The sequence below is a fragment of the Streptomyces sp. NBC_00704 genome (genome assembly GCF_036226605.1).
GTDB lineage: Bacteria > Actinomycetota > Actinomycetes > Streptomycetales > Streptomycetaceae > Streptomyces.
This window is the reverse complement of the sequence record NZ_CP109000.1, coordinates 953,747-976,832: the sequence shown is the minus strand read 5'-3', so window position 1 is coordinate 976,832 and position 23,086 is coordinate 953,747. Positions and strand designations below refer to the sequence as shown.

The 23,086-nt window shown below is 70.3% G+C and carries 31 protein-coding genes and 2 pseudogenes; 5 read left to right on the top strand and 28 right to left on the bottom strand.

The features are described 5' to 3' along the window. Positions 1-37: 37 nt before the first annotated feature. Together OG802_RS04310 and OG802_RS04305 are read right to left on the bottom strand one after the other, a co-directional pair. Entirely contained in the window at positions 38-340 is a 303-nt protein-coding gene (locus OG802_RS04310; protein ID WP_329407359.1) for a hypothetical protein, read from the bottom strand. Then, entirely contained in the window at positions 340-996 is a 657-nt protein-coding gene (locus OG802_RS04305; protein ID WP_329407358.1) for a transposase family protein, read from the bottom strand. The genes OG802_RS04310 and OG802_RS04305 overlap by 1 nt, the downstream gene beginning before the upstream one ends. Before the next feature lie 145 nt (positions 997-1,141). Between OG802_RS04305 and OG802_RS04300 the strand changes: the two genes are divergently transcribed. Further along, positions 1,142-1,513, top strand: a complete 372-nt coding sequence (locus OG802_RS04300) for a hypothetical protein (protein WP_329407356.1) — start codon at positions 1,142-1,144, stop codon at positions 1,511-1,513. A 2-nt stretch (positions 1,514-1,515) separates the two neighbouring features. Here OG802_RS04300 and OG802_RS04295 read toward each other — a convergent pair whose 3' ends face one another. After that, complete coding sequence (locus tag OG802_RS04295) at positions 1,516-2,280, bottom strand: IS5 family transposase (RefSeq protein ID WP_329407354.1); 765 nt, start codon at positions 2,278-2,280, stop codon at positions 1,516-1,518. 222 nt (positions 2,281-2,502) lie between these two features. Here OG802_RS04295 and OG802_RS04290 point away from each other — a divergent pair, with 222 nt between their 5' ends. Then, the gene (locus tag OG802_RS04290; protein WP_329407352.1) at positions 2,503-2,955 is read left to right on the top strand and encodes an NUDIX domain-containing protein; all 453 of its coding nucleotides are present in this window, start codon (positions 2,503-2,505) and stop codon (positions 2,953-2,955) included. A gap of 472 nt (positions 2,956-3,427) precedes the next feature. Then, positions 3,428-4,324, top strand: a complete 897-nt coding sequence (locus OG802_RS04285; RefSeq protein WP_329407350.1) for a DUF5655 domain-containing protein — start codon at positions 3,428-3,430, stop codon at positions 4,322-4,324. 184 nt (positions 4,325-4,508) lie between these two features. On the opposite strand, the gene OG802_RS04280 is transcribed toward OG802_RS04285, so the two are convergent. From OG802_RS04280 to OG802_RS04265, 4 genes are all read right to left on the bottom strand, one after another. After that, positions 4,509-5,879, bottom strand: coding sequence for a DUF317 domain-containing protein (locus OG802_RS04280; RefSeq protein WP_329407348.1), 1,371 nt, complete (start codon positions 5,877-5,879; stop codon positions 4,509-4,511). Positions 5,880-5,945: 66 nt separating this feature from the next. Next, entirely contained in the window at positions 5,946-7,064 is a 1,119-nt protein-coding gene (locus OG802_RS04275) for a DnaB-like helicase N-terminal domain-containing protein (protein WP_329407346.1), read from the bottom strand. Beyond that, complete coding sequence (locus OG802_RS04270) at positions 7,064-8,335, bottom strand: DNA cytosine methyltransferase (protein WP_329407344.1); 1,272 nt, start codon at positions 8,333-8,335, stop codon at positions 7,064-7,066. Before OG802_RS04270 ends, OG802_RS04275 begins: the two co-directional genes overlap by 1 nt. Next, on the bottom strand, positions 8,332-10,122 hold the full coding sequence (locus tag OG802_RS04265) for a type IV secretory system conjugative DNA transfer family protein (protein ID WP_329407343.1): 1,791 nt from the start codon (positions 10,120-10,122) through the stop codon (positions 8,332-8,334). The genes OG802_RS04270 and OG802_RS04265 overlap by 4 nt, the downstream gene beginning before the upstream one ends. 111 nt (positions 10,123-10,233) lie before the next feature. Between OG802_RS04265 and OG802_RS04260 the strand changes: the two genes are divergently transcribed. Next, on the top strand, positions 10,234-10,386 hold the full coding sequence (locus OG802_RS04260; RefSeq protein WP_329417640.1) for a hypothetical protein: 153 nt from the start codon (positions 10,234-10,236) through the stop codon (positions 10,384-10,386). Positions 10,387-10,425: 39 nt separating this feature from the next. On the opposite strand, the pseudogene OG802_RS04255 reads toward OG802_RS04260, so the two are convergent. The 21 genes and pseudogenes from OG802_RS04255 to OG802_RS04155 all read right to left on the bottom strand — a co-directional run. Further along, positions 10,426-10,482: pseudogene (locus OG802_RS04255) on the bottom strand (hypothetical protein); the annotation flags it as partial. A 149-nt stretch (positions 10,483-10,631) separates the two neighbouring features. Beyond that, positions 10,632-10,706, bottom strand: a pseudogene (locus OG802_RS04250) (hypothetical protein); the annotation flags it as partial. Then, positions 10,706-10,915, bottom strand: coding sequence for a hypothetical protein (locus tag OG802_RS04245; RefSeq protein WP_329407342.1), 210 nt, complete (start codon positions 10,913-10,915; stop codon positions 10,706-10,708). The gene OG802_RS04245 and the pseudogene OG802_RS04250, both read right to left, overlap by 1 nt. After that, positions 10,912-11,424 carry a hypothetical protein gene (locus OG802_RS04240; protein ID WP_329407341.1) on the bottom strand — a complete coding sequence of 171 codons (513 nt, stop codon included), beginning with the start codon at positions 11,422-11,424 and terminating at the stop codon, positions 10,912-10,914. The genes OG802_RS04245 and OG802_RS04240 overlap by 4 nt, the downstream gene beginning before the upstream one ends. A gap of 73 nt (positions 11,425-11,497) precedes the next feature. After that, positions 11,498-12,316: a DUF317 domain-containing protein gene (locus OG802_RS04235; protein WP_329407339.1), complete on the bottom strand. Its 819-nt coding sequence runs from the start codon at positions 12,314-12,316 to the stop codon at positions 11,498-11,500. Next, entirely contained in the window at positions 12,307-12,663 is a 357-nt protein-coding gene (locus OG802_RS04230) for a hypothetical protein (protein WP_102913825.1), read from the bottom strand. Before OG802_RS04230 ends, OG802_RS04235 begins: the two co-directional genes overlap by 10 nt. 27 nt (positions 12,664-12,690) lie before the next feature. Further along, positions 12,691-13,494 (bottom strand): DUF317 domain-containing protein, encoded by an 804-nt coding sequence (locus OG802_RS04225; protein ID WP_329407337.1) that lies wholly within the window; start codon positions 13,492-13,494, stop codon positions 12,691-12,693. Further along, positions 13,491-13,874 carry a hypothetical protein gene (locus tag OG802_RS04220; RefSeq protein ID WP_329407336.1) on the bottom strand — a complete coding sequence of 128 codons (384 nt, stop codon included), beginning with the start codon at positions 13,872-13,874 and terminating at the stop codon, positions 13,491-13,493. The genes OG802_RS04225 and OG802_RS04220 overlap by 4 nt, the downstream gene beginning before the upstream one ends. A gap of 23 nt (positions 13,875-13,897) precedes the next feature. Further along, positions 13,898-14,023, bottom strand: coding sequence for a hypothetical protein (locus OG802_RS04215; RefSeq protein WP_329407334.1), 126 nt, complete (start codon positions 14,021-14,023; stop codon positions 13,898-13,900). 126 nt (positions 14,024-14,149) lie between these two features. Further along, positions 14,150-14,557 (bottom strand): hypothetical protein, encoded by a 408-nt coding sequence (locus OG802_RS04210; protein WP_319322155.1) that lies wholly within the window; start codon positions 14,555-14,557, stop codon positions 14,150-14,152. Between the two features lie 16 nt (positions 14,558-14,573). Next, positions 14,574-15,221 (bottom strand): hypothetical protein, encoded by a 648-nt coding sequence (locus tag OG802_RS04205; protein ID WP_329407331.1) that lies wholly within the window; start codon positions 15,219-15,221, stop codon positions 14,574-14,576. Further along, the gene (locus OG802_RS04200; protein WP_329407329.1) at positions 15,218-15,976 is read right to left on the bottom strand and encodes a hypothetical protein; all 759 of its coding nucleotides are present in this window, start codon (positions 15,974-15,976) and stop codon (positions 15,218-15,220) included. The genes OG802_RS04205 and OG802_RS04200 overlap by 4 nt, the downstream gene beginning before the upstream one ends. A gap of 22 nt (positions 15,977-15,998) precedes the next feature. Beyond that, positions 15,999-16,694, bottom strand: coding sequence for a hypothetical protein (locus OG802_RS04195; protein ID WP_329407328.1), 696 nt, complete (start codon positions 16,692-16,694; stop codon positions 15,999-16,001). Positions 16,695-16,707: 13 nt separating this feature from the next. After that, positions 16,708-17,553, bottom strand: a complete 846-nt coding sequence (locus OG802_RS04190; RefSeq protein ID WP_329407326.1) for a relaxase/mobilization nuclease — start codon at positions 17,551-17,553, stop codon at positions 16,708-16,710. Beyond that, positions 17,550-17,975: a hypothetical protein gene (locus tag OG802_RS04185; RefSeq protein WP_329407325.1), complete on the bottom strand. Its 426-nt coding sequence runs from the start codon at positions 17,973-17,975 to the stop codon at positions 17,550-17,552. The genes OG802_RS04190 and OG802_RS04185 overlap by 4 nt, the downstream gene beginning before the upstream one ends. 99 nt (positions 17,976-18,074) lie before the next feature. Continuing rightward, on the bottom strand, positions 18,075-18,569 hold the full coding sequence (locus tag OG802_RS04180) for a hypothetical protein (RefSeq protein ID WP_329407323.1): 495 nt from the start codon (positions 18,567-18,569) through the stop codon (positions 18,075-18,077). Between the two features lie 12 nt (positions 18,570-18,581). After that, positions 18,582-19,157: a hypothetical protein gene (locus OG802_RS04175; RefSeq protein WP_329407321.1), complete on the bottom strand. Its 576-nt coding sequence runs from the start codon at positions 19,155-19,157 to the stop codon at positions 18,582-18,584. Further along, positions 19,154-19,885: a hypothetical protein gene (locus OG802_RS04170; RefSeq protein ID WP_329407319.1), complete on the bottom strand. Its 732-nt coding sequence runs from the start codon at positions 19,883-19,885 to the stop codon at positions 19,154-19,156. The genes OG802_RS04175 and OG802_RS04170 overlap by 4 nt, the downstream gene beginning before the upstream one ends. Before the next feature lie 18 nt (positions 19,886-19,903). Next, entirely contained in the window at positions 19,904-21,091 is a 1,188-nt protein-coding gene (locus OG802_RS04165; RefSeq protein ID WP_329407317.1) for a hypothetical protein, read from the bottom strand. Then, on the bottom strand, positions 21,088-21,540 hold the full coding sequence (locus OG802_RS04160) for a hypothetical protein (protein ID WP_319648467.1): 453 nt from the start codon (positions 21,538-21,540) through the stop codon (positions 21,088-21,090). Before OG802_RS04160 ends, OG802_RS04165 begins: the two co-directional genes overlap by 4 nt. A gap of 276 nt (positions 21,541-21,816) precedes the next feature. Beyond that, complete coding sequence (locus tag OG802_RS04155; RefSeq protein WP_329407316.1) at positions 21,817-22,350, bottom strand: hypothetical protein; 534 nt, start codon at positions 22,348-22,350, stop codon at positions 21,817-21,819. A 297-nt stretch (positions 22,351-22,647) separates the two neighbouring features. On the opposite strand from OG802_RS04155, the gene OG802_RS04150 reads away from it, so the two are divergent. Further along, positions 22,648-23,007, top strand: a complete 360-nt coding sequence (locus OG802_RS04150) for a hypothetical protein (RefSeq protein ID WP_319320060.1) — start codon at positions 22,648-22,650, stop codon at positions 23,005-23,007. The last annotated feature ends 79 nt before the right edge of the window (positions 23,008-23,086 follow it).

The following is a 23,086-nucleotide window of genomic DNA, read 5'->3' as shown; positions in this document are numbered from 1 at the left end:
GTGCCGGTGCGTACTCGTGAGGCGTCCTCGCCGAACGTCACGTGACGTGGTGCAGGGCCTCAACCCACCAGTGATTCTGGATGAGTTCGGCGAGTTGCGTCGGGCTGGCCTGTTCGGGCGGGAGGCGGGTGACCGTGTAGACGGTCTTCGTCTCGGCCTTGCCGGTCTTGCGGTGGGTGCGGCGGCGCTTGATCTCCATGGCCTGGACGGCGTGTGGGAAGACCAGGCCGGGTCGGACGGTGCAGACTCCGGCCCCGGTGGTGCGTGCCTGCAGCGGGATCTGGCGCCAGGGCAGGTGCCGCAGGTGCTTGCGCAGCTTCTTCTGATTGCCCTTGACCACTAGGAGGTAGTGGCCGCTGGCGGTGACGACGACTCCGTGCAGGGCGATCCGGTCCAGCGGTGGGGCGAAGGCGGGTATTCGTTGCTCTTCGCGGCGATCTGGCGCTGGGCGATCACGGTCTGGCCGGTGTGGAGCGCGGCGGCGAGCAGGTGGACGGCTGTGCCGTCGGTGCGGGAGCCGCGCACGGTCTTGTCGTCGACGGCAAGACCGACCAGAGTGTCGCCGGGTTCGTTGACCGGGTCGGCGGCGTACCGGGCGAGCCAGGCCCCCACGGCGTCGTCCAGGGCGTCGCCGTCCAAGCGGGCCAGGAGTCGTCCCAGGGTGGAGGCATTTGGCGTGCTGGAGGTCAGTCCGAGTTGTTCGCGCAGGTCGTAGTCGGTATCGGCGGCGAAGCGGGCGATAGCCGCCAGGGACGTGGCTCCGCCGAGGACGGTGACCAGGCACAGCGCAAGCAGGGAGCCTAGGCGGCAGCGGCGACCCCGGACCCGGCGGGGATCGGGGATCCGGCCCAGCACGTCCGCCAGGCAGGTGAGCTGTGACGGTTCCGGACAGGTGGAATCGTGTCCGCGCAGTGCCGCTTCAGGACACCGATCAGGGAGGATGGCACGCGAACGCGACCCCTTTTCGTGATCAAAGGCTTCGAGAACCTTGATCATCAGGGGTCGCGTCTCTCGTTGCTGAACCGGGTGAACCGACCACGGTGACGTATACGCAGGCGGTCAGCTCATCTCACTGAGCCCATTCCAACCTCAGGCGACAGCCGTTCGGCGCTGCGTCACGGGCATCTGGTAGACCCTGGCTATGACGTTCTTGGCGGTGGTCGAGGGTGATGCGGGCGGATGGCGCATCGATCGGGATGCGCTGACAGACGCGATCCGTGACCGGTGGTCTGAGGTCGAGGTCGACTCGGTGCACCGCAGTGAAGCGCGCAGCCTCGTATGGCAATTCGAGACGGGGAACGGTCCGGGTGAGGCGTATCTGCACGAAGACGGGACCTGCCTGTACATGGACGCCTGGGAGGAAGACGCGATCTGGTTGGCGATCGTCTTCCGCAGGCTGGCACCCATAGAACTTGACCTGGTGTTCTGCGATGAGGGTTACACCTTCGACGTTCGTCTGCGGGCTGGGACGACCGAGGCCGAATTGACGGACCTGGTAAATGCTGCGGGTTGATCTCAGCACGTGGCAGCGAGCTGGAGGACGAGGACGGCTTGGACGAGGCTCGTGATGCGGGTCGTCGAGCAGCGGAGTTTGCGGAGGAGGCGCCAGAACTTGAGGGTGGCGATGGCCTGCTCGACCAGCGCACGGATCTTTGCGTGGGACCGGTTGACGGCCTGCTGGCCAGTGGAGAGGCTGTGCCATCGGCCGCGGTAAGGGAGACGGACCGTGCCGCCTGCACCCCGGTAGCCCTTGTCTGCCCAGCAGGTGATGTCGGCCTCGGCGAGTGCCTTGATGATGCCGTGCTCGCGTGCGGCCCGGACGTCGTGGACGGCGCCGGCCAAGGCTGATGAAGCCCACAGCAGACGCCCCTTTGGATCGGCTATGACCTGCACGTTCATGCCGTGCTTCTTGTGTTTGCCCGAGTAGAACGGGCGATCGGCGGCGATTCGGTCGATGGGTAGGAGTGTCCCGTCCAGGATCACGTACGCCTTCGTCGATGCCGCTTGTACGGCTTCGGTGAGGGTGGGGGCGAGGGCGGCCAGGAGGTTGACGGCCTCGGTGATGTATCGGTAGGCAGTGGTGGTGCCGATCCCGAATCCGGCCGCGAGCTGGGCGTAGGGCTGGCCATTGCGCAGGTGGGCGAGGGTGAGCAGGGCCTGTCGGCCTGCGTTCAGGCGTCGCCATCGGGTTCCGAGAGCGCGGCGGTGTTCCCTCAGGCGCGCGGCGAGGAAGCGCAGGGCAGAGCTGGACACGTCGATGCCGGAAGGGTAGACAAGCATGCGAAGCCTCTGGTGGAGAAGGTTCTCTTGGTCGAAAACCCATCTACCAGGGGCTTCATCTGTCTGTCAGGCCAACTGCCCAGCTGGCACGGGAGGTTGGAAAGAGCTCACTGACTGAGAACGCATCAGCCCTGGGTGTATCGCTCCCACGCTTTGAGATCGTTTGGAGGAAGGCGATTGACTGAGTCCGATCAGCCGGCGGCCCAGTGGAAGAGTGAAGCGATGACGACGCGACTCATCGCTGCTGTTCTCGTCACGGATCCTGACAACGGCAGACTCCTCATCCTGCGGCGGAGCAGCCACTTGGATTTCGCGCCTGACGAATGGGACGTCCCCAGCGGGAAGGGCGAACCCCGGGAACCGATCACCGCGACTGCGGTACGAGAACTGAAGGAGGAGACGGGCGTCGTCGTCGCCGAGACGGACCTGCGCCTCGTCCACGTCGTCCATGGCTGCTGGGGAGCGGAGGCCCCAGGGATGTTCATGGCCCTGGTCTTCCACACCGACCAGTGGAGCGGTACTCCTCGCAATGCGGAGCCGCACAAGCACGACACCATCGCCTGGGTGCCTCCGGACGACCTTCCGCGACCCTTTACACGCACCACCCTGGCCGCGGTCAAGCGGTACTTGGACGGGGGCTTGATCCTCTCGTTGGACGGCTGGCCAGAGGGCTGATGACGGTCAGTCCGGGCAGCTGCCGCGGGACCGTCGTCCAAAGTTGTGAAGCTCAGCAATGAGCCGCGCGGCCTCCTTCCTGGCCGGCTCCAGCCGGGGGCCCCTGGGTGCACGTGTGGCCCTGCGACTTTGCGCAGAAGAACAGCGCCATCGGCCGGCCGGACCTGCTCTCCAGGTCCGGCCTGCGCTCGCTCCGCACCCGTTCCGCCAAGGATGGTACGGCGACGGAATGGCCCCATAGCGTTGCCGCGGCCAGCCCTCGTGGCGCCATGCCCCAGAGCTTCCTAATGCTGTCCCCTGGGGCGCGGGGGACGCATGGGGGAACCGTAAATTCCCGGTGACCGAGGGAGGCGACCGCTCTCCGGCCGGGCCGCATGCAGGAGCTCGTATTATCTTTACGCCTCCGCAGCCTCTCGCGGAAACAATTCCGCACCTCATCGGCGTTGGTGATCTCCGAGTCGAGGAGGGGAAGGTGTCGGGCCTGAAGCTGTTCCGCACGGACACGACGAATAGCGGCATGACCGAGGTCACGCCGCGTCTTGCTGAGGCCGAGGCAGATGTGCAAGGTCTCGTCGAGGCGCACATGGAGACGTTGCTGGGTGTCCGGTTCCTGGCGAGCGAGTACGGCACGGGGCCGGTTCACGGGGGCCGCATCGATTCGCTCGGGCTGGACGAGAACGGATCGCCGGTCATCGTCGAGTACAAGCGCGGTGTCGACGCCGGCGTCATCAACCAGGGCTTGTTCTACCTGGCGTGGCTGATGGACCATCGCGCCGAGTTCGAGCAGCTGGTCCGCGACCGGCTCGGGGTGACGGCCGCGGCCCAGGTCCTGTGGAGCGGACCGCGCCTGATCTGTATCGCCGGCGACTTCACGCGCTACGACGTGCATGCCGTGCGCGAGCACCGGAGGTCGATCGATCTGGTCCGCTACCGACTCTTCGGCAGCGACCTGCTTGGCCTTGAGACCGTGGCGTCCGTGAGCGGCGGCATGCAGGTAGCACGCCGGCCGCGCCGCCAGGCGGTTGCCAGGGCGGCGGCCGGCGCCGGGGGCGCGTCGATGGTGGAGCTGGCGAACGCTGTCGACGAGGTACTGCTCGGGCTCGGGGACGGTGTGAACCGCGTCGAGCGTAAGACCTACCGGGCCTATCAGCGGCTGCGGAACTTCGCCTGCCTCTGCCCGCCGCAGCGCAGCAAGCTGCTGGTCTACCTGAAGGTCGACCCGCAGGACGTCGACCTCGTTCCGGGTTTCACCCGTGACGTGTCCGGCCTCGGTCACCACGGGACGGGTGATCTGGAGGTGCAGCTGCGTACGCCGCGAGACGTGGAGCGGGCGCAGGATTTGTTCCGGGCCAGCTACGCGGCGGCGTGATCGTCTGCCAGCCTATGGCTGCTCTGTGGCCGTGGGGTGGCCCCTTTCGACGACCGTGGGGTGTGGGTGGCCCCTTTCGATGTGCGAGTAGGGCGTGGCGGTGGACTACCAATGATGTGCGGGATCGCCGGTTGGGCTAATCGGCGATCCCGCGTTATGTTGCCCCGCTCTTGCGTGCTGACGATCAGCGTGTACGGCTGGCAGCGGGGGTGGCCGCGACCGCGGGGGTGACCGGCGGGCTGGTGACGAGGCTCGTTCTGCGTTCGGGGGTTCCGGTCTGTGGGTGGCGAGTGCCGGTTTTGTGGGCGAGGGCCTCGGAGAGATCGGCCAGCAGCGAACTCGGGGTGTGTGGGGACGCGGTGACGGCCCAGGTGGGCCGGCCAGGGCCGGGACCGGCCCAGACGGTCCAGGTGGCCAGGTTGTGGCTCGGGTGCTGGGCGGTGAAGGCGTCGAACTGGACGCCCGCGTCCCCGGTGGGGGACTTCCAGCGGATCCATCGCCCGTCCACGGTGTGCTTCCATCCGGCGTCGGAGAGGGGCTGCGTGGCCACGGTGACCATCTTCTCGTCCACCGGGGCGCTGATGGCCGCGTCCCAGCCGTCGCCTTCGGCGAGGTGATTCAGCAGCTCCTCCAACATCGGGGCGGGGGTGGCGCCGGTCGCGGTGAGGACCCACATGCGGTCGGATACGGGTGTCTCGTAGGCGGCCACGGTCCACGCTGTTTCGTGAGCGGGCGTTTCGTGGACGCGCTCGATGCGCAGGGTCTGGGACTCGTGGATGGCGTGGGTCGTCTCGTCCGACCAAGTCCGCCACTTCTCCCATTCGCTGTGGGAGTCGATGAACGCGTCGAGGAGCGCGTCGTGGTCACCGGCATCGGCCAGGTAGGCCGGGACGATCTCCGGCTCCGGACGGGCCGGTTCGGCCTTGACTGCGGTGAGGGAGAGCGGGGCGCGGGCCTCGGCAGCGGCGCGTTCGGTGTCGGTCAGGGGTGCCGGGCCGGGACGCATCTCGGCGCCGTGGACCTTCTCGAAGGCGAGCAGGGCCCCAGCGGGTGAGCCGAAGGTGTCGGTGACCTGGCGCAGGTGGTCCTCGCCGTGGAGATAGACGGACTTGCCGTTGCGGTGGAGGTAGGTGCCGACCGCGACGGTGGTGTGGCCGTCGTGGGCGTGGGCGTGGATGAGGAGCTGGCCGTGGCGGATGTCGTCGTGGATCTTCTGCGCCTGATTGGAGACCTCGCGGATTTCGCTGCGGGTGCACCAAGGCATCGGATAGTTCGCCCAGGTCCATTCCTCGTCCATGGCCTCCTGGAGCCGAGGGGTGATCTCCACGGTGATGCCGTCGGCGGACAGATGCTTGGCTGCGTCCTTGGCCCAGTAGGGCTCCTCGTGGTCGATGCGGACCAGGACCAGGAGGTTGTCGGCGACGACGATCCAGTCGGCTGCCTCCAGACTCAGGTGGGCAACGTGGGCCTGGGTGCCGGTCAGGACGGCAGTCACGGCGCTTGGATGGGTGGGGTGGGTGTCGAGGCGAACGTGGGCGTCGATGGTGGGAGTCACGTTGGGGTGTCGTCTCTTCTACCGGTGGCCGGGCCTTCGGGTCCGGCCACCGGCGTGTGCGGGGTGCTATCGGGTTGCTCGCGTGGCGCGGCCGGTGTACGCGGCCGTCGTTGTTGGCGGGCCGGCACGGGTTGTGGGCGCCGGTCGCGGTTGCGGCGTCGGGACCGTTCCGGTGGCGTGCTGCCAGCGGGTGCGGACGGCGCCGATGTCGGCGAGGGAGCGGCGGGCGCCGACGACGAGCTGGAACGGGGTGTTCGCCGTGTCGCCGGCGTACGCCTCGATGCGCCGACCGGTGCGATCGGCGGTGGCCAGGAGGGAGCGCTGCAGTGCGCGCTCGCTCCAGTGCTCCACGGAACCGGCCGGTTCGGCCAGCAGGTGGAGCACGTCGCCCGGTTCGCTTCCGTCGTCGAGCAGGCCGCGCTGTTGGGCCTCCCACAGGACGGTGACGGGGTCGACGGGCTCGCGGCGGCGCGCCAGGGCGGTCAGGCACTGCCACAGGCCGGCGTGCAAGGGCAGGGTGAGGTCGTCGGGTAGTAGCCACCGGACGGACTCGATGTCGGCGGGGTTGGCGGTGGCGGTCGCGAGCAGCATCTGCTCCTCCTCGACCGCCTCCGTGTAGTCGGGCGCGACGGGCGGCGATGGTGCCGCGGTGCGGGGCAGTACGCCTGCGCGGGGCGGGAAGCGGGCTGCGATGTCGTCCACGACCGCGGCGAGCGCGTCGGCCTCGGCGAGCACCGCCTGGACGGGGTGCGGGAGGGAGACGTCGCGGGCGGTCTGGACGAGGCGTTCGGCGGCCGTCTGCAGACGGCGGCGGGCATGTTCGGCCTCGACCATCCGCGCGTAGGCAGGCGCGTGGCGGGACCAGGGACAGACCTGAACGAGGGTGTGCAGGTACGAGGCGGTCAGCCCGCGAGCCTGCTCGCGTCCCGTGGCGAGCACGCGGTCGAGCCACTTGGTGTTCTTTGCGTGCTCGGCAGGGTCGGGCAGTGGCAGGGTGCTGATCGCGGCGTACAGGGCAGCGTGCGCGGCGGTGGAGAACGAGTCGGCGGCGATGCCGCTCACGTCGTACAGGCGGTACGGGTCGAGGAGGAGGGCCCCGAGCAGGGCCTGCTCGACGTGGAACACAGGCTGGGGCGGTGCGATGGCGTCGAGGTCGTCTTCGTCGGGTTCGGGGGCGTGAGGCATCAGGCGGCGAGGGTGAAGTCGTCGGGGTCGAGGGTGACGCCGAGGTGCGGGGCGAGGAGGTGGCCGGCGAGCAGCGGGGGAACGGCGTTGCCGATCTGGGAGAACTGCTGGCCCTTGTTGCCAGCCCAGGGGTAGTCGGCGGGGAAGGTCTGCAGGAGGCCGGCCTCGCGGGCGGTGATCCGGATCGGCTCGGGAACGGTGGGCGCATCGGCTTCTTCGGCCGGCGGTGAGGCGGGCTCGGCGATCCAAGTGCACTCGTTCGCGCGGTGCCCGAAGAACAGCGTGCCAGCCGGCTCGGACAGTGGACGGACAGTGGCGTTTGCCTGGTTGTTGCTGCGCAGGGACCAGGACCAGCGGTGCGCCTCGGCGGTGAACGTCGGCGCCGGAGCGTCGGCGGCTCGGTTCTCGCGTGTGCCGTGCCGGGCCGCCCATCCGGCGCCTTCGCGGCGGGACTGCAGGACCACTCCGTCCGGCCGGGGCATCCAGGTGCCGCGCTCGCGGGCGTCGGACAGTGTCTTGCGGGAGCCCGACGGGAACGGTTCGGGTCCGCCGCCGGGTCCACCGCCCGCGCAGACGGTGGGGACGGGCCGGTCGGTCGCGCCCCATCCCAGAGCCTCGGCCATGCTGACCCAGCGGGCGCGGCCGGGACCGAACAGCGACTCCGGTTCGGCCAGTTGGGAGTGCGTGGGGGTAGGAGGCTGCACCGTACGGACGCGGGAGGCCAGGAGTATCGCCCGCTTCCTGGTCTGCGGGACGCCGAAGTCGGCCGCGTTGAGGATCCCGTACCAGACGGAGAACCCCCACTCGCGCAGGACGGCCGCGTACTGCTTCCACAAGGGCAGGACGTGAGGCACTTCCTCCATGGCGACCCAGTCGGGCTCGCCGACCGTGTTCAGGGCGTACAGATAGCGCATCGGCTCGGCTGCGAGCAGGGAGCGCTCGTCACGGCATGCGGCGAGGAGGCGTTCGCGGGAGTCGCGTCCGGCGGCCAGGTCCGCGACCGCCGCGTACACCAGCGGCTGGTCGAGCAGGCCGAGGCGTTTGCCGGCCATGCTCCACGCCTGGCACGGAGGGGAAGCGATCATTCCGCGTGTGCGGCCGATGAAGGGCCAGGTCGGATACCTTGCCACGTCGGTGCGGATGGTCAACTGCCCAGCCGCGGCCCGGGTCTTGCACGCCCACTCGTCCCATTCCAGCCCGATGTCGCGCACGCCGAAGACGTGCAGCGCCCTGCTCCAGCCGCCCGGCCCCGCGAAGAGGTCGAGTATCACGTGGCCAGCCCGAAGTCGGACTGTGTCGGCGCGTGCTTCGCGACGGCGCGGGCGGTGATCGCTTGCGATGCGCGGGCGGACGCCGCGGACAGTTCCTCCGCGCCGGGCTCCCGATACCACGGCCGGAGGTCGAGCATGGCGGCGCGCATGCCGGTGGCGAAGCAGAGCGCGGTGCCCTTGGGCAGGGCGCGGATCGCGTCGGCGGGCAGGATCCGTTCCTGCCGCATCGACACTGACGTGCTCTTGCCGGACTCCGAGTGCGAGGTGGACGTGGTCTCCACGTCGTGGTCGCCGATCAGGCGGCTGAGCTTGTCTGCGAAGTCCGGGTCGTCAATACCGCTGCCGATCACCTTGACAGTCGAGGCGGACCACATGGCGTCCATGCCCGCGTCTCCCCAGACCTTCTGGCCTTGGCGGTAGGACTGGAGGATCGTGATCGGGATGATCCCGCGGCTGCCGAGGTGGGAGTACAGGTCCGGCAAGTCGCTGATCTTGCACACGTTGGCGGCCTCGTCGAGGATCGCCAGCATGGGCGGATCCAGGCGCCCGCCTGCACGTTCGGCCTGCGCGGTCGCGGCCCGCATCACCGAGTCCGCGCACGCGGCGATCAGCGCCGAGGCTCCGCCGCCACCGTCCTTGCTGAGTAGGAACAGCGTGTCGGTGGACGTGACGAACTGCTCCGGCCGGAATTCCGGAACGTCCCTCTGTGGCGTCACCCACGCGGCGATTTCCGCGTTCAGGAGCGCGGAGGCGTACTGCCGGGCTGTCTCGTAGATACCGTCCCTCGTTTCCGGGGGGCCTTCGACGGTGCCCTTGAGCTGAGCGGCGACGGCGGCGAAGTCGTGGTCGCGCAGGATGTCCAGCGGAGTGCGGTCGGCGGGGAAGGCGAGCCACTGCATGATGTCGGTGATGGGCCGCTCGTCGAGCGCCGCGGCCAAGAGCAGCTGGGACAAGATGTTGCTGCCGGCTTTCGACCAGAAGTCGCCCTGCTGGGAGGCGTCCACCGAGGCCGCGAGGAAGTGTCCGGCCAGACGGTTCGCCCCGTCCAAGGTGGTCGCGCTGGCGAGAGGGTTCCACCACATCTCGCGGGCGGCATGCGCGATCTGCTGTGGATCCATGGTCCACACCGCCCCCACCCGGGCCCTTGCCTCGTAGGCGGTGGTGAAGGCGTCGCCGGCGGCCTTGTTCGACGTCAGCAGGACCGGGCCGGGTGCGCCGAGCATGGACGGGATGGCGAGCGAGGTGGTCTTGCCGGACCGGGGCGCCATGATCGCGACGGCGACGTCCTCGAACCCCATCCGTACCTCGTGGCGGCTGCCCTGCAGGTTGCCGAGAAGGATGCCGGTGTCCTTCGCGTCGATGTGCTTGCTGTCCTTCAGGCTGGGGCGCAGGGAGCGGGCTTTGTCGGTGATCGCCTTGGCCATCAGCGGCTCGATGTCCCGGGCCTTGGCCATGTCGGTGATCTTCTTCCGGCTGCCGCTTCGGTTGTTGTGCCGGGCCCACAGGACGCCAGCCCCTGCCCCGAGAGCGAGCAGCAGGAGAACGGGGACGATGCGGGCACCGATCAGCAGGGACGTTTCTCCTGCGTCGGACCAGACCTGCTCGGGGTGGAGCAGGGCGTTGGTCGGCTGGTAGGGGGCCCAGCTAGTGCCGGTGAGGTAGGCGGTGATGTTGCCGGACAGCCAGGCCAGGTGGGACAGGGGGACGACGACGGCGAGCACCCCGAGGAGGAGGCGCAGGACGAGGTCGTATCCGTCGGTGTTGCTGCTGGAGGAGGAAGGGGGCAAGGGCTATGTGCTTCCGGGCGGGGAGGGAGGGTCGGCTGCGGCCGTGCCTGGGCGGCACTGGCCGTGAAGGGATCGAGGCCGTCGGCGTGGTGGTGTGTCGGGCGGGAGGGAGTGAACGCGGTCTTCCAGCGCGCCGGCGACGTACACGGCGAGCACGTCGGTCGTCCGGCGGATGACGACGTTCGGATCGAGGGTCGGCAGACTGCGCCCGCTGTCGGTGCGGTGCACGGGCTTCGGATCGCCGAGCGCGGCGACAAGGTGTGACGGAGTGTGCGCACCGAAGCGGGCCTGCCAGACCGTCTGGTGCATGCCGAGGGTGACCGTGACGAACCAGGCTTCCGGATCAGCCGGTGTTCCCAGCCGCTCGACGTACGCCGTTTTGTTGGGGAAGCAAGGCCGTTGTCACCGTACGGTGACCAGCTGGCCTGCCGGAGCGCTCCGTACGGGTCGCAAGGCGCGTCAGCGGCTGGGGCCGGGTCGGTGAGGGCGTCGGTGAAGGCGGCGATCAGTTTGACGGCCGTGCGGGCGCCGAAGCTGGCGTACCAGGCGGGCCGGTCCGGCTCGGCGACGTGGTGCAGGATCACTACTGGTCGTCGGGGTCGGGCTCCAGGCGCAGGAGGGCCTTCTGGTCGGGGGTGGAGAGCAGGACGCGTGGCACCAGGGGGTCGTTGCCGTGGCTCCATCCGCAGGCAGGGTGGAGGGGAACGGTGATCCAGGTGGGGTCACCGCCGGCGAGGCGGCGCGGCGTGATGAAGTCGACCTCGACGGTCTCGGGAGTCGGGGCCCTAGTCACTTCCGTGCCGCGGTTCGTCGCACGGGTGCGAGGGCAGGCATGGGAACCAGGGATGAAGGGGCCTTGCGGGCTGCGGTGTTGATCTCCCGGAGGGCTTTGCCGTGGGTGGCCCAGTCGTCGAGGTAGCTCCAGGATTCGGCGTGATGTTCGGCGAGGGCGTCGTCGAATTCGGCGGTGCCGGGCTTGGCGGTGGCGGGCAGGGCCTCGCGGGTGAGCAGCCATTGCTCGTGCAGTTCGTCGAGACGGTCGAGGGCCGTGTGCAGGACGCCCAGCTGGTATACCCAGCGGCTCTGCACCGTGTTCTCCGGCAGTTGGGTCAGCTGTGTCTCGGCGGTCGCCAGCAGGTGCCGGGCGCCGTAGCGGAGCGGCTCGAACGCCTCGGCAGTGTCGGCATCGCGCTGGCTCTTGCGCATGCCGTAGGCGTGGTCGTCGTAGGGCCAGCCGTCGAGGCTGGTGTGCTCGTCGGAGTAGGCGTCCCAGGCGTCCAGGATCTTCTGGCTGTCCCGCACGTAGTGGTCGAGGTGGCGCAGGAAGTCGCGGTGTGCGTGGTGGTCTCGGGAGATGGGGAGGTGTCCTGTCAGGTCAGCGGCGAGCGGCTGGCTGCGTGGTACTGGCGCGCGCCGGGATCGTCGCGGGTTTCGTCTGTTGGCGGCGGGCTGAGCGTGCCTGGGCGCGCAGATGCTTGATGCGCGTGGCGTGGGCGTCGACCACCTTCTGCGGGCGCAGCGGGCTGGGCTCCTGTACGGCGCTGTAGTGGCCGGTGCGTTCGAACATGCCGCGCTGGAGCGGGCTGCGGTCGGTCAGCGCGGTGAGGAACGCGCTGACCAGGTGAGCGGGGGTGTGCTCGTCGAGGTAGGCGTGCCAGATGCGCGGGCCGGAAAACTCCCCGTGGCCGGGCTCGCGGGTCTCGATGTGCCAGGACGACCGGTCGTGGAATTCGCTCAACGGCCGCAGTTCGATGTGGCACATGGAGTCCGGCGAGCGCGCGCCGTCTGGCTCGTGGTGCCATCCTGCCGAGGTCACCTGCTGCCACGGGTCCGGCTGCTGTGGCGGCGGGGCGGTGAGGGCGTCGGTGAAGGCGGCGAGGACCTCGGCGGGCACGAGTTCGCCGAACTCGGCGTACCAGCCGGGCTCGGTGCCGACGGGCTCCGCCCGTAGCCGCCACCACGCCGAGGTGCGGGACTGCGGGTCGAACTGGAGCCGGTGGCGAAGGTCAGGGCTTGCCAGGATGATCTCGGCGCTCAGGGGGTCGGAGACGGCGTTCCATCCGGCGGCGGCCAGGCCGTGGGTGACGTGGCGGGCGTCTCCGGGGCCGGCGAGGTGGCGGGGGCTGGTGTCGTACGGGATCTGCACGGCGTGCTTGTCGGCGAAGGCGGCGAGCTGCCGTTCGCTCAGCGGCACCAGCAGCACCCCTGCTCGCTCGTCGGCGAACTGCCGTACAGGTCACGGAGGTCGTCCAGCACGTAGTGGAGGGTGTGCTGGTCGGCCAGTTCCCACGCGGCCGTGCGCAGCTCGGTGATCAGCAGGTCGCCCTGCGCCGTGCGCGGCGCGTCAGGGCTCTCCTGAACGGCGCGGGCGAGGGCGCGCAGCGTGTCGGCGAACTGGACGGGTAGGCCCGTGTACTCGTCGAGGAGGGGCTCGACGAGGGCGAGGGCTTCTGCGGGGTCGGGGTTCTCGCGCAGGTAGTCGGTGAGGTCCGCGAGCGTTTCGGTCAGGGTACGGATGGTGTCCGGGGTGAGTGCGGGCATCGGGCTCCTCGGGGCGGGCTATTGCGATCAGCGGCGGGTGCGTGTGCCGCCGGCCGGGGTGTAGGGGCGGGCGCTGGTGCGCGGCCTGGTGCTGCGGGCGCTGTTGCGGGTCCAGGTGGCGGCATGGGCGGCAGTGATGCGGGCCTGCTGCCACGCACTGAGCTGGGAGGGCTTCACGGACACCGACCAGGTACGGATCTGCGTGCTCATCGGCACGCGTCCGAGTGGGCGCATCACGGGGTCTGGGCTGGCGAGTTCGGTGGAGAAGGCTTGCACCAGGTGCATCGGGGTGTTCGGCGTGAAGTTGGCCGTCCAGCCGTTGCCCTGCTTGTCCTGCGCTCCGGTCCACCACATCGCCGCCCCGTCGGGGCTCTGCCGGTACTGCACCCACGCGGTGCAGTCGGGGCTCGTCGCCATGTAGTCCTGGCCCTCGAACCGCGTGTGCCATCTCTGCTCCTGCAGAGGGGCCCAGACGTTAGGGGCATGGGCGGAGCGGGGGCGGGTGAGGGCATCGGTCAGGCCGGCGACGATCTCCACCGGCGTTTGCTGGCCCAGGTGGGCGGACCACTCGCCGTTCGCTCCCTCGGCTCTGCCGTGGATGGTCCACCCGCCGGGGAGGACGTAGGGGTCGTAGGCGATGCGGACGGTGCGATCCGGGCTCTCCATGTGCAGGGGGCCGCCCGTCTTGGACCTGTCCCGCCAGCCGGAGGCGCGCAGGAACTCAGAGACGTGCCGGACGTCGCCGCCGCCAGCCAGGGCGCGGGGCTGGATGAGGTAGTGCTGTTCGGCCTGCTCGTCGGGTCCCCAGCCCTGCCACTGCTTCTTCTTCACCGGCGGCGCCGGACGACGAGCGGTGCGGGGGCCGGGAGCTTCGCCGCGGTGGTGGCGGGCTGGGTGCCGACGTGCTGCAGGGTGTCCTTGTGTTCGTCCAGGTCGAGGGTGATGTCGTGCAGTTCGTTCGAGGCGCGGCCCAGGGCGAGCCACACCTCTGCGGGGATGGTGCCTCGTTCGGCCTGGTCCTTGGCGAACACGCTGCCGGTGGCGACGAGGTGGGTGATGCCGCCGAGGACTCCGGTGTCGGGGTCGAGGACGCGGGCGATGACCTGCGCGGCCTGGGGAGGGGGAAGTTGAGAGAGGTGGTCGGCGAGCTGGCCGAGCTGGCGGGTGATCTCGTCGGCCAGTCTCACTGGGTAGGGGGCGGGGTGGGACATGCTCCTCCGGGGCGGGGGTGCGGTCAGTGGTGGTGCCGGTGGCCGACGCGCTGGGTCTCGGCGAGGACGGCCTCCGGGCGGGCGCCGGCCAGCGGGGTGGTGCGGTCGGGGCCGGTCGGGATGCAGGCGCGCAGGTAGCGGCGGAACAAGGCTGTCGCGAGTCGGGGTTGGAGCCGGTTGCTGATGGGTGGGGGTGTGCGGGCTGCTACGGGTTTCTCCGGGATCGAGCGGTGCGGTGGGTGGCCCCGGCGAGGTGCCGGGGCCGCCCAGGGGTTTTACGGGGCGCGCCGGGCCTGTGCGGGGCGCGAGGGGGAGCCGGCCGGTGCCGGGTGCTGTGCGGCAGGGCGGGCCGCGCGGGTACGTATGTCGTGCACGGCCTGCCGGTAGGTGGCTTCCTCGAAGACGTCGGGCGTGCAGTTGACGTCGTACCCGGCCAGGAGCAGGGCGGGGATGGCGCGGGTCGCCAGGCGTTTCTGCTCGTCGGCACCGAGGTGTTCGGGCACCGTGTGCCAGATGTACAGCGGCGCGCCCGTGGGGTATTCGTGGCGTTCGAGGCCGAGCTGCTCCAGCAGGTCATGGAGCTGGGCGGGGGCGCCGGTGGGGGTGTCGGCGTGGAGGGTGGTCGTCAGGGCCTTGATGTAGATCTCGACGTCCGTGCCGTACTCGTCGGCCAGGTTGGCCATGTGTTTCCCTCTGGGATCAACGGTGGCGGGAGGCCGGGGGGTGGGCAGAGCTCGGCGGCGGTGTGAGGGCCGCCGGTTGCGGAGCGCATGCGGCGTGGTTGCGGGCGTGGAGGATCACGCACGCGGCCTGGCTCATGGAGTTCGCGGTGTCCCTAAGCCGAGCGAGGGGTTCGGGTTCCTCGCCGGGGGCAGCCCCCTGGAGGGCACTGGCGGCGATCCAGGCCCGGACGACCACTTCCCTGGTAAGGGGCAGCAGCCCGTTGACCGGGGCGGCGATCTCGGTCAGCACCTCGGCCACCGCACTGCTGGTCTTGGCGGCAGAGGCCCGCTCGGCGAGCTGGGTGAGGAAGCGCAGGGCCGCGTTGTGTTCGCTGTCCGGTGTGGCCAGCGCGTTCAGGGCGGGGTCGAGGTGGACGCTGTGACCGGCGGCAAGCAGGGCGTGCGAGGCAGCGGTCGCCTTCAGGCGCTGGTGCTCGACGGGCAGGCCGTGGGGAAGCCGGTGGTAGTCCCCGCTCGGTCCGGGAGCGGAGAGGAAGCCGCCGGTTCGCTGGAGAATGTAAGCCGCCTTCTCGGTGCCGCCGATGGCGACGACCAGGCCGGTGCGGGGGTCCTTGGTGATGGTGATGTACTCCAGCACCCAGAACTCGGGCTCCCTCTGCTTCATCGAGCCCTGGTGGCCGGCGCACGACTGCCGGCCGGGGAGGGCGGCATGGAGGCTGGGGCGGAGGTGGGCGCGGTCCGGCCTGCGGGGTGCTGGAGGGCGGTGCCGATGCCGAGTGCGTCGAGTTGCGGGCCGATCTCGCGCAGGGCGCGCGCCTGCGCTCTGGTGTCGTCGTTGTTGAGGCGGTAGATGCCGCTCTGCGGGTCCTGGACGAAGCCGTGGGCGACGAGGATCGCGCCGGCACGGTCGTCGGCGGGGGCAGTGGCGACGCTGCCGTCCGGCTGCCAGGTCAGGACGACCCGGTCCGGCTGGGAGGGCTGGATGCCGCCCAGGGCGTTGTGCCGGACCTGGGCGAGCGCGCTGTCGTAGCGGGCGAGCAAGCCGCCGGCTATCTGCTCCGCACTCAGGAACGGGTCGTCCGCCAGGGCGATGCCGTTGGGCGCGGGGACGCCGCGGTACGCCTCGTCGGGCAGGGCGCGGGGGGCGACGGCGGCGATGAGGAATCCGTCGCGTTCGTCGTGCCTTTCCAGAAGGACGAGCTGGGCACCGTCGGGGCGGCTCAGGACGGCTGCCTGCCGCAGCGGGTGCTCGGCGAGGGACGCGGCGACCAGGTCCAAGTCCCAGATGCGGTCGGCCAGTTCGGCGAGGTCGTCCTTGACCTCCGGCGGGAAATGAGTGCTGGTCCAGGTGTCGGGGAGTTCGCCGGCGAGGACGTCGGCGTACGAGGCGAGGCGCTCGGAGGTGTCGTAGTCGTGCATGGTGTCCTTGGGCGAAGTAGGGTCAGCGGCGCAGTCCGGCGGCCACGGGGGGCGGCGGGACCGGGAGCGTGCGCGGCGGGGGCGGGCAGGCGCACACGGCGGAGCGTTCGCGTTCGGGGGCGGAGACCTCCCCGCTGCAGGTGCTGCGGCCCGGGTGCGGGGCGTGCCGGTCGGCGAGGGCGTTGCGGGTGTGGGCGACGTCGGTGCGGATGACGTGCAGGTGCTCGTCGACGAGGTAGCGCAACCGCCGTGCGATGTAGGGGTCGGCCGCCTGGCCGAGCCCGTCGTGGAAAGCGGCGGTGGCGATGAGTACTTCCTCCAGCGCGGCGAGGATGCCGTCGTGGGCTGCGGTCAGCTCGGTCAGGGCGTCGGCCGCCTCTTCCGTGGTGGTGGCTTCGCGTATGCGCTCGGCGATGTGGGCTACGGAGGAGCCCAGCGGGAGGTAACTGGCCGGCCGGTAGTCAGTGTCGAAGTCCTCGTCGCAGTCGACGTGGTACCCGGCGGCCCGGAGGCGGGCGACGGCGTCGATGGCGAGATCGGACTCGCCGTCCTCGGCGAGGCCGGTGGGGGCGCGGTGGTAGGTCTCGTGGACGCGGGCAACGGCGATGAAACCCGCGCGCTGCAGGACGCTGTGCGCCTCGGAGTCGCCGCCGCGGGCGAGGAGTTCGGCGGAGTGCGGGTCACGGCGAATGTCCAGGAAGCGGTCGGTACGGGGCAAGGAGACGTTTCTCCTACGGCGATCGGTGGGCGGTGTACCGGGCGGCGGGTGGTGCGGCGGCGACCCGGTGCTGGACCAGGTGGGCCGCGGTGGTGTCCAGGTCCTGCTGGATGGCGTGGAGGCGGCGGGCGATCAGCTCCAGGCGGTGCGCCGTGTCGGTGCCGGCGGCGCCGGGCTGGCGTGCGACTCGGTGCGCGGTGTGCTCGATGAGTCCGCGGACCGTGGCCAGCGGACCGACTTGCTCGTCGGCGAGCTGCGTGAGGACGCTCGCGAGCTGGGCCGATGCCGTGGGCGCCGGCCGGAGGGCGGGCCGCGCTGTGGGGACGGAGCGCACGGGAATCAGGCGGAGGTCCTGCTCGATGCGGCGCGCCTCGTCCGCAAGGCGCCGCAGGATGTCGGCGGGCGGTGCGTGCCACGCGCCGTCGAGGCTGATCAGATTGGCGATCAAATCGAGGCGTCCGGGCTGCGCCTGAACGGCAATCCACCGGCAGCCGCGCTCCTTGCCGGGAATCTCGATGTCGGCGGCCCGCGCGAGCCGGTGAGCGATTTCAGCCCACTCGGGGCCGGTCAGCTCCCGGTCGTCCGGGTGAAGCCGGATGTCAAGGTGGAGGATCGCCCGCCGGTCGTCGTCCGGGCTGGCGGCGAACGGATGCTCCAGATACGGGTCTTCGAGGTGCTCGGCCCACTGGACGGACGTCCAGATCCTCTGCTCGTCGTCCAGGGTGAAGTAATCCAGGCCCGGACAGTGGGCGACGATCGTGTATTCCGTTAGGCCCTCGTGAGGCGAGACCGGCCGCCCCAGCGCCTCGGCGAGCGGGCCGTGCGGCGTGTGGGTCCGCTCGTGCAGGCGGGGAATCACCGGCCGCCCCGAACGTCGGCGATGTGCACCAACTGGTTGAGGGCGGTGGTGGTGTACCAGCCGCAGTCGATCAGCTCGTTGCGGTCGGCGTACCGCGGCAGGAGGGCGTCTTCCATGGCCCGCAGGTAGATCAGGCAGTCCGGGCAGCGGCGCGAGAGGTGTACGAGGTAGCGGGGGTGGCCGGTGACGTAGGACTGGGCGCCGCCGGTCGCATCACGCAGCCGCCACCCGTTCTCGTCGGTCGGGGTGTGCCAGGACGGGGCAACGATGCGCATCGCGTCGCCCCACAGTTCCCCGCCGGCCACCCCCTTCAGGACGACGACGGTGTCACCGGCCTGGAAGTGCTGGTGCGTGATGTCCCGGGCGGGGGTGAGCGGGTCGGGCGTAGGCGCGAAGGCCGACGTGGGCGGGGGCTGGGACATGGGTTCCTTCCACGCAATCGGTGGCGGGGTGGGAGGAACAATGGTCCGGAGGAACGCCGGTTTGGCTAACCGGCGTTTCCCGGCTATGTTCCCCCGCCGTCAGTGGAACGGGTTCTCCGTACCGCGGTCGTTCTCGCCTGCAGCGTCGAGAAGTTCGAGCAGGTCAGTGCCCTCGGCGTCGCGCTGGTCGATCCACCATCCGGCGGCGGTGATGGCGCGGGCCTTCTCCTCCAGCTCCGCCCAGTCAGCCTCGTCCCAACTCCCCTCCATGACAAGCGCGGTGTGCGCGGCCGTCATCAGCTGGTGGCGGGAGCGCTCGCCCCAGTCCAGGGCCTTGGCCGGGCCTTCCAACTGCGGCATGTCGAACTGCTTCGCCCACGCGACGGCAGCCTCCTGCTCAGCGGCGCGCTTGGCCGCGAGCCACTCCTTGGACTCGGTGTCGGCGTCGCGCGTTGCCTTCCAGCAGTCGGCGCAGTCCTTGGCTGAGAGCCAGCGGGCGAACCCTGCCCGCTTGTCGGAAGGACGGCCGGACAGGTCATGAACCACCTGGTGGGAGCACGCGTGCTCCACTGTCCAATGGGTACGGACGGCCATAAATGGATCTCCTCAAAAGGGTTGGAAAGTGGGGGTGTTGCGCCCGGAGAAGGGCGTCTTGTGCTGGCCTCGGAGCGGGCGGCGGTGCCGGCCGCTCTGCATGTGGCCGGTGGGGCCGAGACGTCGGCGAGCGGCGAGAAGGACGCTGAGAGCGAAGGCCGCGCCGGCGGCGGGGAGCGCAGCGCCGGCGAGAGGCTGCTCGGCGAGGCGTCCGGCGAGGGCGGTGCCGGCGGACTGCCCGGCGCCGATCGCGAGGATCAGCCACGCGTACGCCTCGCTGGTGCGGCCTGCCGGGGTGAAGGCGTCGGTGGTGACGTAGGCGCAGGCGACCACGATGGTCAGGAACGCACCGGGCACGGTGACCGCGGCGGTGGCCGCATACGGGGCCGGAAGAGCAAGGATCGGGAGCCACCCGGCCAGGAACGCGGCTGTGGCGATGATCAGTCGTCTGGTGGTGGTGCCGGTCCAGGTGCGGCTTCCGTAGATGAGGCCGCCGAGGAAGGCGCCGGTGGAGAACGCGGCGGGGATGATGCCCGAGAGCATGTCCTGGTGGTGGTGCTCGGCCATGGAGATGGACCACACGTTCATGGCTCCGATCGCGAACCCGATGCCGGTGAGGGAAACGAACAGCAGCAACACGGCAGGGGTGGCCAACTGCCGAGCGGGGGCCGCGTCCTGCCCCACGAACGGTTCGGGTCGCCAGCGTCGCGACGGCGGAGCGAGGGCGACCGCAGCGGTGCCGGCCAGGCCGAGGGCTGCGGTGACGGCGAGCGCGACGGCGGGGTTGTACGCGGAGGCGAGCGCGGCGGAGAGCAGGGGCCGACGATGTACAGCAGGCCCTGCGTTCCGGTGTCGAGCGCGAGCGCGGCGTGCCGCAGCCGGGGGTCTGGCAGCACGCTCGGCCACAGCGCCCGGAGTCCGGCCTCCAGGGGAGGCGTGGTCAGGCCGCCGACGACGACGATGGCCGTGGCGAGGCCCGGTCCGCCGTACGGTCCGGCCAGGGGCAGAGCCACCAGGAGGGCCGAGTTGAGCAGGGCTGCCGGAAGGTGCACCGCGCTCTGGCCGTGGCGGTCCATGAGGCGTCCCTTGACCGGCTGGGACAGCGCGGAGGACAGCCCGTACAGGGCGCTGAGCAGCCCGCCGAAGGCGATGCTGCTGCCACTCGCGGTGGCCAACAGAAGGATGGCGACGGGCGCCATGCCGTTGGGAAGTCGGCCGGTGAGGCTGCCGCCGAGAAGGCGGGCGACGTACGGGCTGCCCAGCACCGCGCCGTAGGAGATGCGCGGGGCCGGGGCCGGGGATGCGGTCAGGGACAACGGGTGCTTTCTCGGTGCTTAGCGGTGGCGGGCGGGCGTGCTGGCGCGGGGCGGCGGCGTGGGTGGTGCGGTGTCCACGGCCGGACGCGGGCGGACGCGCAGCACGGGGGTGCGGTGCGGCGGCAGGACGGCGACGGTCGCGCCGAGGTCCTCGGCCGCCTCCTCGACTTCGCGGGTGAGGAACTCGATCTGCCGGCCCAGCGCCGAGAGGCGGGCGGCGATCTGGCGGCCCTGCACGGTCTCCAGCGCGCTGGCGAACTGGCTGCTTGTTTCCAGGAGTTCCTGGAGACGGACCATCGGGCCCGGGGTGTAGCCGCGCTGGACGGTGCCGAGGAGAGCTTCGGAGGCGTCTCCTGCGGTCTGGCCTTCGACGACGTCGCGGATGAGTTCCTGCAGCGACACCTCCGGGACGGGCGCCGGGCGGTTGAACCGGGAGACGTCCGCGCGCAGCACACCGGGCGGGACCGGGGCAGGTAGTACCTTCCCTGCCTCGTATTCGTGGGCGTAGTGCCCGATCACCTGCCAGCCCGGTGCGTCCGGGTCGCCTCGCAGCGCGACCAGCGTCGAGTCATCGTTCTCGATGAGGTGGGCGAGGGTGATCGGCTGCCCGTCGGCGGCGTACCACGACTCGGTCAGCTCCAGCTCGCCTCGCTTCTGCGCGGCCTGGGCACTCTCCGACCACGTCTGCTGTTCCTCGTCGGTCAGCGGGGCCCTGTGGTGGTGCTTGTTCTGGTCGGCGAGGTCGCTGGCGATGAAGCTGTGATCCGCCCAGGCCGCGAGGTGCGGCCACAGGGCGGAGTGCTGTGCGCGTTCGGCCGGGGAGCCGGGGGTGTCCGGCCGGTCGAGGGCCCGGTGGATCTCGGCGGCGGAGGCGGCCAGGCCGTCCAGCACGGCCCGCCATCCGGCAACGTGCCGGGCGGGTGGCAGTTCGTCGAGCGCACGGCGGGCGGCGTCGAGCAGAGTGTCGGCGTGCGGGGCGAGGTGTGTGGTGTACGCCTCCACCGCCGCCCTGTTGCGGTGGGCTCGTGCGGCTGCCGCGGCGCCTGCGTGGACGGTGCGACCGTAGCGGTCGCATGTCATGTCGAGCGCGGCCTCGCTCTCGCGGTCGATGACCGCCATCCGCAGCCGGAAGTTGCGTGCACTGTCCGTGAGTTCCGGTGTCACCGGGACGGAGTCGTCTGGGGGCGGATTGCTCGCGGGCGTCATCGGGACCGTCCACTGCCCGAGGCCGTCAGGTGGACGGTCGGTGCGTAGGTGGGCTTCGGTGGGATCGGTCGGGCTGAGGGCGGGGAAGTGGTGGGCGGTGTGGCGCGCTGCGTCGTTCGGCCGGCTGCGGCTTGGGCGAGACGGCTACGGCGTTCCTGGAGCCCGTTCGGCCGGTCCGGGCGTGGTGGGCCGGCGGAGAGGGACGGGTCGGGGCGAATGTCGGCCTGCACGCTGTAGCCGAGGCTGCGCAGGTCATGGACGGCCTGGCGGGTACGGCGCAGCCCATCGCGTTCCGGCTCGGTGAGCCGGTACAGGCCCGGCGAAAAGGGGACGGGCTCGAACTGCTCGCGGACGAGGAACCACTCGGCAAGGTGAGGGGTGAAGCTCGGTGCGGCGGTGGCGACGAAACCGTGTTCGGGATGGGCACGGAAGCGGAAGTGGTCGGACAGAGAAGGATTCCTTCTTTCTGCTGGGCAGCGGCGGGGGGACGGCGGATGGGTCGTGGTACGCCGGGCTGGTCTCAAGGGGGGCGGCTCCGCCGGGGGAGGGCCGGGCGTGCTGTCGCTTCCGTCGTCCCGTTCGGTGAATCCGGCCTGGTCCAAGGCGGTGTTGGCCCACTGGTACTGCTCGCCGTGGGCGATGGCTGCCAGGGCGGCGGCGCGGCTGTAGGCGAGCCGGATCTCGGCAAGAGGGTTCGGGGGCATCCCGGGGCCTGCTGGCGTCGTTCAGTGGCGGTTCGGCTGCCGTGACTGGGCGGCGGCAGCTGGCTGGGTCCGTGGGCCGGTCGTGCGCGGTGTGGACGGCCCAGACGGTGCCGGGGTGAAGGTCGCGCGCAGGGCCGCGGCGGTGTGGTGCAGGCGTGCGCGGGCCGCCACGTACTTCTCGGCCGTCATGATCCGCAGGACTTCGGGGTCGTTGCGCAGAGGCGAGTGGGCGAGATCCTCCACGGACTCGCGCTGGAAGCCGGTCGTGGCGTAGGTCAGGGCTTCGGCGAGTGTGTCCAGACCTCGCGTAATACCGGCGGCGGCCCGGGCGAGCTGGACCAGGGCGACGCGTTCGGGCAGGCAGACCGTCTGCGGTGTGGTGAACCGTTCCTGGGCGTGTTCGATGGTGTGCTGCAGATGGTGGGCCAGCACGCCGATGTCGTCGGTGAGCGTGACCAGGTCGACGGCGTCGGGGCTGGTGGGGAATGAGGAGGCCAGTTCCTCCAGACGCCTGGCCAGATAGTCGAATGTGGCCGGAGTGACGGAGGAAGACATCAGATCACCCCCGCCGCAGCGCTTGTCTCTGTAGGGAGCGCGACTTCGTGAGCACGGGCTCTTGCGGAAACATCGAAATCCGCACGCAGTGAGCAGTGGCGCTGTAGGTGGAGATTGAGCAATCGGTGGTTCTCCTAGCTCGGATAGGTAACAGCGAGTGAGGTACTAATGGCCGCGGTGAACGTTGGTTCCGGTAACCAGGGTCGGCCTTGACGCTGGTGGACCACGTCGTTCTCGGCCCAGCAGGTCGGCGCGGCGGCTAGAGTCCAAACTCCCTTGCGAGGCAGGAGATTGGCTATGAGCGACCTGGCGATGGTGGCCGTCGTTAGCGCGTACAACCTGCGCTTCATCCGGTACTGGGACGCCGAGAGCCGGATTGTCGGGGACGCGGGGCCGAAGGTGACTCGACCCCTGCCCGGTGTTCCCGGCCTGCACATGTTCTATGACCAGTCGGACGTGGATGCTCCACACCAAGATCTCAATGAGGTGGGTCGTCGGGTCGTCGAAGCTTTCGGTCATCCGCGCCAGGACGAGATGCGTGGGCAACTCTGCATCTATCTCACTGACGCAGAGGGTGCCCCGGTGGACATGCCGCCCTGGTTGCGCGACCGCATCCAGGAGGAGGTCGGCCGCGCCCGCGCTGACATCCGGGCTTGAGGCAAGTGGCAACTACTGAACGTTGCCAATGCTCATGATCACCTGGATTTGCTCGGACAGTGCTCATGATCACGCGGAA